This window comes from Streptomyces sp. AC512_CC834 (genome assembly GCF_019049325.1).
Taxonomy (GTDB): Bacteria; Actinomycetota; Actinomycetes; order Streptomycetales; family Streptomycetaceae; genus Streptomyces.
The window spans coordinates 65,431-78,086 of record NZ_JAGMUO010000101.1 but is presented as its reverse complement, the minus strand read 5'-3'; the positions used below and the strand labels follow the sequence as shown (position 1 = coordinate 78,086).

Sequence of the window (12,656 nt, the reverse complement as noted above, 5' to 3'; positions counted from 1 at the left end):
TTGATGTCGCAGATGCCCCAGCAGGCCGCTGTGCGGAAGTGCCCGAGCTGCGAGGAACCCCTCGAGTCGGGTGACCGTTACTGCGGTGCGTGCGGTTACGACCTGTCCGTCGTGCCCGCGCGGCCCGAGGACAGCCCCACCATCGCCATCAACGGCGCGATGGGCGCCGCCCAGGAGCCCGCGCCCGAGGAGGGCGCACCCGAGGAGCGCGTGCCGGACGGTGTGGACTGGCCCGTGGCCCGGGATTCGGACGGCCACGGCCACCCCGCCCCGGTGCACGCGGCGGCCGAACTGCCGGGCACCGACTCGGGCGGCTCACCGCTGCCTCCGCACCCGCCGTCCGCCCCACCGGCGTCCGCCCCGCCGCCGCCCGCGGCGCCGCCTTCGGTTCCGGCTGCCGCACCGGGGTCACCGGCGCCCGGCGTGCGGTTCGACCGTCCGGGCGAGCCCGACGAGTACCCCCTGCAGGCGCCCGACCCGCGGCTGACCGCCGAGCCGACGGCGCCCGCCACACCGGCCGCCGGTGAGAAGGTCTGCGTGGCCTGCCGTGCGGGCCGGGTCGACGACGACGGCTACTGCGAGAACTGCGGGCACGCCCAGCCCCGCGAACGCGACCACATGGAGCAGGAGTCGGGACCGATCGCCGCGGTCAGCGACCGCGGGCTGCGCCACCACCGCAACGAGGACGCGTTCTCCGTCGGCTGCACCGCGCTGCCCGACGGCGCCCCCGCGAGCGTGGCGATCGTCTGCGACGGCGTGTCCTCCGCGACCCGCCCCGACGACGCCTCCCTCGCCGCGTCCCGGGCGGCCGGCGAGCTGCTGCTGACCGCCCTGCCGCGCGGCACGCATCCGCAGCAGGCCATGCACGACGCGATCCTCGCCGCCTCGCAGGCCGTCAATGCGCTGGCCGACGAGCCCGCCACCGCCCGCGAGCAGGCCCCGCACCAGAACGCGCCCGCCTGCACCCTGGTCGGCGCCGTGGTCACCGCCGGACTGCTGGTCGTCGGCTGGGTCGGCGACAGCCGCGTCTACTGGGTGCCGGTCGACCGCGCCACCCCGCCCGCCCGGCTCACCGAGGACGACTCGTGGGCCGCGCAGATGGTCGCCGCGGGACTGATGAACGAGGCCGAGGCCTACGCCGACGAGCGCGCCCACGCGATCACCGGCTGGCTGGGCGCCGACGCCTACGAACTCGAGCCGCACACCGCGTCGTTCAAGCCGGACCGCCCCGGTGTGGTCGTGGTCTGCACGGACGGCCTGTGGAACTACGCGGAGTCCGCCGACGAGATGGCCGAGGCCATGCCCCTGGACGCCGCCGCCCGCCCGCTGCACAGCGCCCGCGTTCTGGTCGGTCACGCCCTGGACGGCGGGGGCCACGACAACGTAACAGTGGCTCTCCTGCCGTTCCCGACCCCGCCCCAGGGGGCAGGATCGGCCTGAGGCCCCCGCACGGGTACGGGTGGAGGGGCGGCCTCGCGGACCGCAGGGGGCGGTCCGCAGCAGCAAGCCAAGGCCCCCACCACTGGGGGGACGTAGAGGGGGATGCGATCCGGCATGGCCAATTTCTCGAAGTCGAACGTGCCGCAATTCGCGGTGGACGTCTACCAGAACGAGTACCTGCCCGAGGGCGGCCGTGAGGTCAACGCCATCGTGACGGTCACCGCGACCGGCGGCGGCACGATCGGGAGCGCGGTCGCCGCGCCCCACCTGTACTCGCCGGGCCAGGGCCCGTCCGCCGCCGTGGCGTTGATGGTCGACTGTTCGGGCTCGATGGACTACCCGCCGACCAAGATGCGCAACGCCCGCGACGCCACGGCCGCCGCGATCGACACCCTGCGCGACGGCGTGCACTTCGCCGTGGTCGGCGGCACCCACGTGGCCAAGGAGGTCTACCCGGGCGGGGGCCGGCTCGCGGTCGCCGACGCCACCACCAGAGAACAGGCCAAGCAGGCGCTGCGCAGGCTCAGCGCGGGCGGCGGCACCGCCATCGGCACCTGGCTGCGGCTGGCCGACCGGCTGCTGTCCACCGCGGACGTCGCCATCCGGCACGGCATCCTGCTCACCGACGGCCGCAACGAGCACGAGTCGCCGGAGGACCTGAGGGCGGCGCTCGACGCCTGCGCCGGGCGCTTCACCTGCGACGCCCGTGGCGTGGGCACCGACTGGGAAGTGAAAGAAGTCACAGGGATCGCCTCGGCGTTGCTCGGCACCGCCGACATCGTCGCCGATCCGGCGGGCCTGGCCGCCGACTTCACGCAGATGATGGAGACGGCCATGGGCAAGGAGGTCTCGGACGTCGCGCTGCGCCTGTGGACCCCGGTCGGCACCATGGTGAAGTTCGTCAAGCAGGTCGCCCCGACGGTCGAGGAGCTGTCCGACCGGCGCACCGAGGCGGGACCGCGGGCCGGGGACTACCCCATCGGTTCCTGGGGCGACGAATCCCGTGACTACCACGTCTGCGTGGAGGTACCGGTCGCCGACCTGGGCCAGGAGATGCTGGCCGCCCGCGTCTCCCTGGTCATCCCGGAGCCCGACGGGTCCGTCCAGAACCTGGGCGCGCAGGGTCTCGTACGGGCCGTGTGGACGGACGACATGGCCGCCTCCACGTCGATCAACCCGCAAGTCGCCCACTACACGGGGCAGGCCGAACTGGCACAAGCCATCCAACAGGGGCTGGATCTTCGCAAAGCGGGAGACATCGACGGAGCAACGGCCAAACTGGGCCGTGCGGTTCAACTCGCCGGGGTCTCCGGAAACGCGGATACGGCGAAACTGCTCGCGAAGGTGGTGGACGTGGTGGACGCGGCGGCAGGTACTGTGCGACTGAAAGCGAAGGTCGAGGAGGCCGACGAGATGACTCTCGAGACCCGGTCGACAAAGACTGTTCGTGTGAAGAAGTAACGCAGGACAGACGCAGGACAAGACGCAGGACAACAGCGCGACAAGCCCGCAAGAGAGGGAAGCTCCGACATGCCGACCTGCCCGAACGGACACCAGTCGGGTTCCGACGACTGGTGCGAGGTCTGCGGTCACCGCATGGCCGGTGCCGTGCCGCCCCCTCCGCCGCCACCGCCTCCCGGCGGCGGCTACGGCTTCCCGCCCCCCGGCGGCGGTCCCGGTGGCCCAGGTGGTCCGGGCGCCGAGCCGCAGCTCTGCCCGCAGTGCCGCACGCCGCGTGAGGGCGGTGCGCCGTTCTGCGAGGAGTGCCGGTGGAACTTCCTGACCAACACCGCCACCTCGTACACCCCGGCCGCCCCGCGCCCGCAGGGGCCCGGCGGTGCGGCACCGCACTTCCAGCAGCCGCCGGCGGGCCCGTCGTACGGCGGCGGTGACTCGTACGACTACCAGGGCTCCCGCCCGTCCCAGATGAACCGTCCCGCCGAGCCGATCCCCCCGGGTGGCCCGCCCTTCGGCGCCGACCCCTCGGGTCACGGTGGTCCGGGCGGTCCCGGTGGACCAGGCGGCCCGGGCGGGCCTGCGGGCGGCCCAGGCGGGCCGTTGGGCGGTCCCGGTGGTCCGGCGGGTGGCCCTGGCGGCCCCAACGGTCCTTCTGGCCCTTACGGCCCCGGCGGTCCCGGCGGCCCGAACGGCCCCGGCGGTCCTGGTGGGCAGGGCGGTCCCGTCGGCCCCAGTGGCCCCAGTGGTCCAGGTGGCCAGGGCGGCCCCGGTGGTCCTGGTGGTTTCGGTGGGCAGGGCGGCCCCGATGGTTTCGGCGGCCCCGGTGAGCAGGGCGGACCCCACGGTCCCGGTGGTCCCAGTGGTCCAGGTGGCCAGGGCGGCCCTGGCGGCCCCGGTGGTTTCGGTGGACAGGGCGGCCCGGTCGGCCCCGGTGGTTTCGGCGGCCCCGGTGAGCAGGGCGGCCCCCAGGGTCCGGGTGGCCCCGGAGGGCAAGGCGGTCCCCACGGTCCCGGTGGCCCCAGTGGTCCGGGGGGCCCCGGCAGACCGCCCGGCGGTCCGAACGGTCCCTCCGGTCCGCCGGCCCCGCCCGGTTTCGGCGGCGACCCGTCGCGTCCGGTTCCGCCGCCGCCCGGGCCCGTTCCGCCCGCGCCCGGGGGCGGCCCCGGCGGTGCCCCGCAGGGGTACCAGTCCGGCCCGCCGGCCCCGCCCGCCTTCCCGCAGGAGACCAACCGGCCGCAGCAGGGCGGCCCGTCCTTCGGCGGCGGTGAGGACGACTGGGTGCTCTCGCCCCCGTCGTCCACCGGACCGGGAGGGCAGGGGGGTCCGGGAGGACAGGGAAGCCCGGCAGGCCCCGGTGGCCCGCACGGCCCGGGTCCGGCACAGGGCGGTGGCTACGGCTACCCGCAGCCCGGCGCCACCCAGGCCCCGCCCGGCCAGGGCTTCCCGCAGCAGCCTCAGCAACCGCAGCAGCCGACGACCTGGTCAGTGACGATCGGCCCGGACCGCGACTACTTCATGGCGATGATGCATCGCTCCGGCCCCGAGGCCGCGGGCCTGAACCTGCCCGCGTACTCGCCCGAGCAGCAGCGCACGCTCACCGGCAACCAGTTCACCATCGGCCGCCGCCGGCACTCCACCGGCGACACCCCGGACATCGATCTGGCCGTGCCGCCGGAGGACCCGGGCGTCTCGCACCAGCACGCGGTGCTGGTGCAGCAGCCGGACGGCAGTTGGGCGGTCGTCGACCAGAACTCGACGAACGGCACGACGGTCAACGGCGGCGAGGAGCCGATCCAGCCCTTCGTGCCGGTGCCGCTCCAGGACGGCGACCGGGTGCACGTCGGCGCCTGGACGACGATCACGATCCGCCGGGGATAGCGCGGCAGGCCCTCCGCGTCAGGTGAACGGCCAGGCATACGGGCCCTCGGGGTCGTCCAGCCACGCCCAGGCCCGTTCGCCGCTGACGGTGATGCCGTAGCGCTCGCGGCGCGGGGCGTCCTCGCGGTCCCACAGCGCGTAGGCCTCCTGCGGGTCGAGGCTGCCCCGGCTCAGCGCCAGCAGGAAGCGGAACAGGTCGTCGTCCCGGGCCCGGCGCGGCACTCCGCCCAGGCCCGGCGTCTGGGGCTCGGAGCGGTTCGCGCCGCGCAGCGGCACGAAGTACGCGGGCGTGCGCAGGAAGCGCCCCTCGGCGTGCCAGGCGTCGCGGACGGTGAGGACGACGAGGCCGGTGGCGAGCGGCGTCAGGATCCGGCCGCCGGGGCGGCACTGGGCCAGCCAGGCGCGCGGCACCGAGGACAGTGTGCAGGTGGCGAGGATCCGGTCGTAGGGAGAGCGTTCGGGAACGCCGCGGGCGCCGTCCCCCGTGACGACGGCCGGGTGGTACCCGGCGGTGGCCAGGTGCCGGCGGGCCGATTCGGTGATCTCGGCGTCCAGGTCGACGGTGGTGACCAGGTCGTCGTCGCCGAGCCGGTGGGCGAGCAGGGCGGCGTTGTAGCCGGTGCCCGCGCCGATCTCCAGGATCCGGTCGCCGTCCCGCACGTCCAGCTCCACCAGCATCATCGCCATCAGCGAGGGCTGGCTGCTGGAGGAGAGCAGTTCGCCGTCGCGCATCCGGGTCGCCAGCGGGGCGTCGGTGTACGCGCCGCGTATCCAGTGCTCACGGACGTCCCGGTCGGGGTGCTCGCCCCAGCGGCGTTCGTAGCCGCCCCGGACGCCGACGTAGTAGTACGGCACGAAGAGGTGGCGCGGGACCTCGCGGAACGCCTCCCGCCACACCGGGTCGGCACTCCAGGCGCCGCTCAGCTCGATCTCCCGCACCAGCTCCGCCCGGGCGGAGGCGGCGAGGCTGTCCAGGTCCTCGTACCCGCCCATGCCTCCAGAGTACGGGCCCGGCCGGTTCCGGGGAGGGGTGCGGTTTCGGCGGTCCTAGGTCTTGAGTCCTATGTCCCCGTGTCTGAGACCATGGAGGGCGTGAACGAGATTCGGCGCGGCACGCTTCAGGAGCAGACCTTCTACGAGCAGGTCGGCGGGGAGGAGACCTTCCGCCGGCTCGTCCACCGTTTTTACCAGGGTGTCGCCGAGGATCCGATTCTGCGGCCGATGTACCCCGAGGACGACCTCGGTCCGGCCGAGGAGCGTTTCACGCTGTTCCTGATGCAGTACTGGGGCGGCCCGACGACGTACAGCGACAACCGCGGCCACCCGCGGCTGCGGATGCGGCACGCCCCCTTCGCCGTCGACCGGGCCGCGCACGACGCCTGGCTGAAGCACATGCGGGTCGCGCTCGACGAGCTGGGCCTGTCCGAGGAGCACGAGCAGACGCTGTGGAAGTACCTGACGTACGCGGCGGCCTCGATGATCAACACCCCGGACTGACCTCCGCGACGCTCCCGCTCCCCCGGCCTCTGTGACGGACCCGGTGACGGGCGCATTCCGGTCATCCGACGCCGGAATCCGGTCACGATCCGGTCAAGTCCAAGTCCCAGGCGCTTACTTCCGTACCTCCTCCTCTGACAACATCCGGGAGAGGTCTGGACAACAGGGGCAGGGACGGGGGCCGGGTGGCGGGGTACGGGGGGCTCGTGGGGTTCGTGCTGCTGCGTGCGCGGGCGCACCGCCTGCTGCTCGCCGCCGCCCTGCTCACCGTACTGCTGACGACGACGGTGCTGGCCACCCTGACCGCCTACTCGGGTGCCGTCGGCGACGCGGCCCTGCGGCACGCCCTCGCCGACTCGCGCACCGGGGCCGACGCCGCGCTGATGGTGAAGGCGGACGTACCGGCGAAGCAGCGGGCGGCCGCCGACGCCACCGTGCGCGAGGGCGCCGCGAGGACCTTCGACGGGCTGCCGCGCACGGTACGGACCCTGGTGCGCTCGGGCCCGTACGCGCTGCCCGACTCCCTGCGGCCCCCGACCGAGCGGTCCGACAACCCCGATCTGACGTTCTTCGCGGCGCTCGACCCGACGCAGGTCCGGATCGACGAGGGCCGGATGCCCGGGAACGGGAACGGGAACGGGAGCGGGGACGGCGACGGCGGTGGGACCGTCGAGGTGGCGGTGCCCGTGGCCGCCGCCGAGCGTATCGGCGTCCGTCCGGGCGACCGGCTCACCCTCACCGACCGGCTCGACGGCCCGGCCGTCCCCGTCGTGGTGAGCGGCCTGTACCGGCCGGTCGACACCGGGTCACCGTACTGGGGCCTCGACGACCTGGCCGGGCGCGGCGTCAAGGAGGGCGGCTTCACGACGTACGGGCCGCTGCTCGCCCCGCCCGGCGCGCTGAGCGGCGGCCGGGTCAGCGCGGGCTCCTCCGGGTGGCTGGTCACGGCCGACTACTCGTCGCTGACGACCGGGCGGACGGACGCCCTGCGGGCGGCGGCGCGCGACGGCATGGCGTGGCTGCGCAAGCAGCCGGTACTCAGCGGCACCACCGCGGCGACGACGGAACTGCCCACGATCCTCGACCGTCTCGACCGCTCGCTGGTCGTCTCCCGTTCCACTCTCCTCGTCATCGCGCTCCAGCTCGTCCTGCTCGCGGGCGGCGCGCTGCTGCTTGTGGCGCGGCTGCTGAGCGTGGAGCGCGCGGGTGAGCTGCGGCTGCTGCGGGCCCGCGGCGCCTCCCGGGCCCGGCTCGCGGCGGGGTCCGCGCTGGAGGCGCTGCTGCTGGCGGTGCCCGCGCTGATCTGCGCGCCGCTGCTCTCCGGACCGCTGATCCGGCTGCTGGCCGGGCAGGGGGCGCTGTCCCGGATCGGGCTCGGCTGGGAGCCGACGGCCCTCGGAAGCGGCACGGTGTGGCTGGTGGCGGCGGTCGCGGCCCTCGGGTGCACCCTCGCCGTGACGCTCCCGGCGCTGACCCTCGCGCCGGAGGCCCGCAGCCGGTCCCGGGCGCTGCCGGGCTGGCTGCGCGCCGGCGCCGACGTGGGCCTGCTGGTGCTCGCCGGCATCGCCTACTGGCAGCTCGACCAGCAGACCTCCGCCGACGGCACGGGCGAGGCCCGGGACGCGGGCACCCTGGGAATCGATCCGCTGTTCGTGGTGACGCCCACGCTGGCGCTGCTGGCCGGGACGGTGCTGGCGCTGCGGCTGCTGCCGCTGGTGGCGCGGCTCGCGGAGCGCAGGGCGGCGAGCGGGCGTGGGCTGGCCGCGGCGCTGGCCGGCTGGCAACTGAGCCGGCGTCCGATGCGCGGGGCGGGTCCCGTGCTGCTGCTGGTGCTCGCCGTGGCGCTCGGCACGATGGCGATCGGGCAGGGCGCCTCGTGGTCCCGTTCGCAGGACGACCAGGCCGACTTCCGCACGGGAGCGCCGATACGCGTACAGGCCTCCGGCACGGCCGACCCGGACCGCACCGACCGGATCGCGGACGTCACCGGCGTGGCGGAGGTCGCTCCCGCGGCCCGGTCCGAGGTCTCGCTGTCCGGCGACCGGACGGCGACCGTGCTCGCGCTGGACACCTCGCACGCGGCGGACATGATGCTGCTGCGGCCGGACCTGGCCGACGAGTCGCCCCGCGGGCTGCTGGCCGAGATGGCGCCCGAGCGGCCGGCGAAGGGCGCGAAGATCCCGGCGGACACGGCCCGCCTCGCGCTGACGGCGACCCTGACCGTCCCGGACGCCGACTCCACCTCCGACTCCACCTCTGACGCGGCCTCCGATCCGACCTCCGGCCCGTCCTCCGCCGACTCCCGGTCGGCGGACGTGACGGTCACCGTCGAGGACCGCTGGGGGACCCCGTACCGCCTGGAGGCCGGTTCGCTGGCCGCCGACGGCCGGGAGCACACCCTCGCCATGGACGTCTCCGGCGGACCGTTCACCCTGACCGGCGTCGAGTTCACGGTGGTCCAGCCCACGGGCGAGGGCGAGGAACACCGCCTGACCGTACGGCGGGTGACGGCCGAGGCCGCCGACGGGACCGTACGGCCGGTGCCGCTGCCCGACGCCTGGACGGCCGGGTCGGAACTGTCACCGGCGTCGGTCACACCGGGCACGGGCGGTGCCCCGTCCACGCCGCGCGTGCCGGATTCCGGTCCGCTCGCCGTCGAGTACTACACGGGCATCTCGTTCAACCCACAGATCACCACACTGACCGTGCGGCTGCGGGTCGCGCAGCCGAAGCCGGCCGAGGTGACCGCCGTCGCCGACGACCGTTTCCTCGACTCCGCGGGCGCCCGCACCGGGCAGCGCGTCACGGTGCTGATCGGCGGCCACGACGTGCCGGTACGGATCGTGCGCTCGGTGCGCGAGCTGCCGGGCACCGCGCCCGAGACCGCCCCGGCGCGGTTCGGCGGGGCGCTGCTGGTGGATCTGCGGGCGGTGAACCGGGTGCTGCAGGACAAGTACGGCACCGCCCTCACGCCCACCGAGTGGTGGCTGCGGGCCGGGCCGGGGAAGACCGGCGAGGCGGCGAAGGGCCTGCGGGCGTTCCCGGACACGGCACCGGCCCAGGTCCTGGTGCGCGACGAGGTCGCCGAGCGGCTGCGTGACGACCCGTTCGGCGCCGGTCCCGGGGCGGCGTTCGCCGCGGCGACCCTGGTGGCGGCGGCGCTGGCGGCGGTCGGCTTCGCGGTGAGCGCGGCCGGGTCGCTGCGCGAGCGGGGCACCGAGTTCTCCGTACTGCGCGCCCTGGGCGCCTCGCGCCGCCGGCTGGCCCGCACGGTCGCCGTCGAACAGGGGGTGCTGACCGCCCTGGCGCTGGCGACCGGCGCGGCCCTTGGCGTGGTGCTGACCCGGGCGGTGATCCCGCTGACCGTGCTGACCCCGCAGGCCACCCGGCCCGTGCCGGACGTGCACGTGACCCTGCCGGGCGACCGGATCGCGCTGCTGGTGACCGGCATGGCCGTCGTCCCGCTGCTGGTCACGGCGGCGCTGGCACTGCGCCGCACGGACACGACGGTGACCCTCAAGGAGCACGGAGGTGCCGGACGGTGAACCCCGTGACCGCCCCCTGGGTACGCACCCGGCTGCGCGCCGCCCCCGGCGCAGCCCTCGCGCTGACGGTACTGGTGGCGCTGACCGCGTGCCTGGCCGCCGCGTTCCCCCGGGCGCTGGACCGGTACACGGACGCCGGTCTGCGCCAGTCCGTCGACCGGGCCGCGGCCGACGAGGGCAGCGTGCTGGTGGACGCCGCTCCGGCCCTCGGGGGAAGCGTGGCGGACGCCGAGGACAGCGTCCGGCCCAAGAGCCTCGCACGCGGCTACCGGTCCGTTCTCGGCATCGTCGAACGCCCCCTCGTCATCGACGAGAAGCAGTCGTCGTACGGCGTCCGCGTGAACGAAAGCCTGCCCTCGCCGGAGAAGTGGCTGCCCCGGCCCGACGGAGTGCCCGCGGAGATGGTCCTCGCGGCCCAGCAGGGTCTCACCGACCACATCCGGCTGCGTTCCGGCCGGCTGCCCGAGGTCGCCGGCGGGCGGGCGAGCGTCTCCACCGCCGAGGTGGAGGCCGCGGTGACCGAGGAGACGGCCCGCAAGCTGCACATCGAGGTGGGCTCGGTCGTCCACGTGCCGGCCCAGCGCGACCTCACCGTCCACGTCACCGGCATCGTCAAGCCCGAGCGGCCCGACAGCGCCTACTGGTCCGTCGACTCCGTGCTGCGCACCCCCTCCCTGCGGCACCAGCCGGCACCGCCCGGCACCCCCAGCCCCACCTACTGGGTCGGCGGCCTGCTGCTCGCCCCCGAGGCGGGCCCCGCGCTGCTCGGCACGGCCCCCGTGGGCCGCTACTGGCACCTGGCCCCCGACCCGGACTCGGTGCACGGCCGCGACCTCGACGCACTCGCCTCCGCCGTGGCCTCCCTGGAGTCCGGTCCCGGCCTGGAGCGGCTGCACTCGACGATCGGCCCCCTGACGGAGGTCACGACCGGTCTCGACGACGTCTTCACCGCGTACGGGCAACTCCGCGGCGACGTCGGTCCGCTGGTCGTCGTCGCCGCGTCGGGCGCGGGCACGGTCGCCGCCGTCGTCCTGCTGATGGCGGGCGGCCTGGCCACCGACCGGCGCCGCGCCGAACTGGCCCTGCTGCGGGCCCGCGGCGCCTCCGTGCGGGGCCTGGCGGGGAGACTGCTGGCCGAGACGGCGGTCTTGGCCGTGCCCGCGGGCGCGCTCGGGCTAGGCGTGGCGCTGCTCGCGCTGCCCGGCGCCCGACTGCTCCCCGCGCTCTGGGCGGCCGCCGCGGTCACCGCCGTCGCCTGCCTCGCGCTGCCGCTGCGGGCCGCCGCCGCGCACCGCTTCGTACGGATCCACGACGGCCGGCGCGACGTGGCGTCGGCGCGTGCCTCCCGGCGCCGTACGGTCGCCGAACTGACGGTCGTGGTCCTGGCCGTCGGCGCGGTGGATCTGCTGCGCCGGCGCGGGGCGACGGAGGGCGCCGGCGATCTGGTGGCGGTGGCGCCGGTACTGGTCGGGGTGATCGCCGCGCTGGTGCTGGTGCGCCTGTATCCGCTGCCGCTGCGCGGGCTGGCCCGGCCGGCCCGGCGGCTGCGCGGCGCCGTCGGCCATCTCGCGCTGGCCCGGGCCGGCCGTACCTCCGCCTCCGCCGTGCTGCCCCTGCTCGCGCTGCTGACCGCGTTCACCGTGGCGGCGTTCGGCGGCTCGGTCCTGAGCGGCGTGGCCGACGCCCGCGACCGGGCGGCGCTGCTCACCGTCGGCGCCGACGCCCGGGTGGAGGCGACCGACGCGCTGCCCTCCGGCCTGCCCGACCGGCTCGGCAAGGCGTCCGGGGTGCGGGAGGTGACCGAGGTCGGCATCGACTACGAGGCCAAGACGCTGGACGCCAAGACGCTGGACGGCCGCCAGTCGCTGCCCCTGGCGGGCGTGGACCCCGGTGCCTACGCGGAGCTGGCGCGGCGGACGGGCCTCGGTGCGTTCCCCGCGGGGGAGCTGACACGGCCGGACGGCGCCGAGGGCGGCTCCGAGGACGCCGTACTGCCGGCGCTGGCCTCCCCCGCGGCCGCCGAACGGTTCGGCAGCGGGGCGTTCCCGCTGCGCCTGGCCGACGGCAGCATCGCCACCGTGCGGATCGTGCTGGTCCGCGACCACACCCCGGCCGTGCCCGGGGACGACTTCCTCGTCGTGGACCGGGCCGGGCTGACCGCCGAGGTCGCGCGGCCGAACGTGCTGCTGCTGACCGGCGACGACCTGAACGCGGGCGCGCTGCGCCGGGCCGCGGACGGCGCGGGCACCGTCCAGTTGCGGTCCGCGGAGCGCGCCGAGTACGTGGACTCGCCGCTGCAGTCCGGCGCCGAGCACATCTACACGGCCGCCGTGGCCGCCGCCGCCGGCTACGCCGCCCTGGCCCTGCTGCTGTCCCTCGCGAGCACCGCGCCCGAACGCGCCGCACTCCTGGCCCGGCTGCGCACCATGGGCCTCACCCGCGCCCAGGGCCGCCGCCTGCTCGTCCTGGAGTCCCTCCCCCAGGCCCTGCCCGCGGCGCTGGGCGGCATCCTGACCGGCTGGGCGACCGTCCGGCTCCTCTCCCCCGGCATCGACCTGACGACCCTCGCCCTGTCGACGGCGTCCCCGGTGGGACGCGCCGAACTGCACACCGACCCGTGGTCGCTGGCCGTCCCGGCGGCGGCGGTGCTGGTGCTCACGGTGGGAGTGGCGGCGCTCCAGGCGTGGTGGTCGGGCAGACGCGGGGCGGTGACGGAACTCCGGGCGGGCGACGCGCGATGAACGACGACGACGGAACCCGGCCGCGCGAAGCCACTCCGGCGGACGGGACAGGGCGGGAACCGCAGGCGGCGACATGGAGGAAACCGGCGGCGGAGAC

The 12,656-nt window shown here is 75.6% G+C and carries 7 protein-coding genes; 6 read left to right on the top strand and 1 reads right to left on the bottom strand.

The annotated features are described in order from the left end of the window. Positions 1-3 precede the first annotated feature (3 nt). The 3 genes from KUM40_RS32615 to KUM40_RS32605 all read left to right on the top strand — a co-directional run bounded on the left by KUM40_RS32615 (position 4) and on the right by KUM40_RS32605 (position 4,776). Positions 4-1,440: a PP2C family serine/threonine-protein phosphatase gene (locus KUM40_RS32615; protein WP_217169899.1), complete on the top strand. Its 1,437-nt coding sequence runs from the start codon at positions 4-6 to the stop codon at positions 1,438-1,440. 114 nt (positions 1,441-1,554) lie between these two features. After that, positions 1,555-2,901, top strand: coding sequence for a VWA domain-containing protein (locus KUM40_RS32610; protein ID WP_217169898.1), 1,347 nt, complete (start codon positions 1,555-1,557; stop codon positions 2,899-2,901). Between the two features lie 69 nt (positions 2,902-2,970). After that, the gene (locus KUM40_RS32605) at positions 2,971-4,776 is read left to right on the top strand and encodes an FHA domain-containing protein (RefSeq protein ID WP_217169897.1); all 1,806 of its coding nucleotides are present in this window, start codon (positions 2,971-2,973) and stop codon (positions 4,774-4,776) included. Between the two features lie 18 nt (positions 4,777-4,794). Here KUM40_RS32605 and KUM40_RS32600 read toward each other — a convergent pair whose 3' ends face one another. Continuing rightward, the gene (locus KUM40_RS32600; protein WP_217169896.1) at positions 4,795-5,769 is read right to left on the bottom strand and encodes a methyltransferase domain-containing protein; all 975 of its coding nucleotides are present in this window, start codon (positions 5,767-5,769) and stop codon (positions 4,795-4,797) included. A 90-nt stretch (positions 5,770-5,859) separates the two neighbouring features. Here KUM40_RS32600 and KUM40_RS32595 point away from each other — a divergent pair, with 90 nt between their 5' ends. From KUM40_RS32595 to KUM40_RS32585, 3 genes are all read left to right on the top strand, one after another. Next, positions 5,860-6,273, top strand: coding sequence for a globin (locus tag KUM40_RS32595; RefSeq protein ID WP_217170062.1), 414 nt, complete (start codon positions 5,860-5,862; stop codon positions 6,271-6,273). Positions 6,274-6,458: 185 nt separating this feature from the next. Beyond that, positions 6,459-9,818, top strand: a complete 3,360-nt coding sequence (locus KUM40_RS32590) for an ABC transporter permease (RefSeq protein ID WP_217169895.1) — start codon at positions 6,459-6,461, stop codon at positions 9,816-9,818. Then, on the top strand, positions 9,815-12,559 hold the full coding sequence (locus tag KUM40_RS32585) for an ABC transporter permease (protein ID WP_217169894.1): 2,745 nt from the start codon (positions 9,815-9,817) through the stop codon (positions 12,557-12,559). Before KUM40_RS32590 ends, KUM40_RS32585 begins: the two co-directional genes overlap by 4 nt. Positions 12,560-12,656 lie beyond the last annotated feature (97 nt).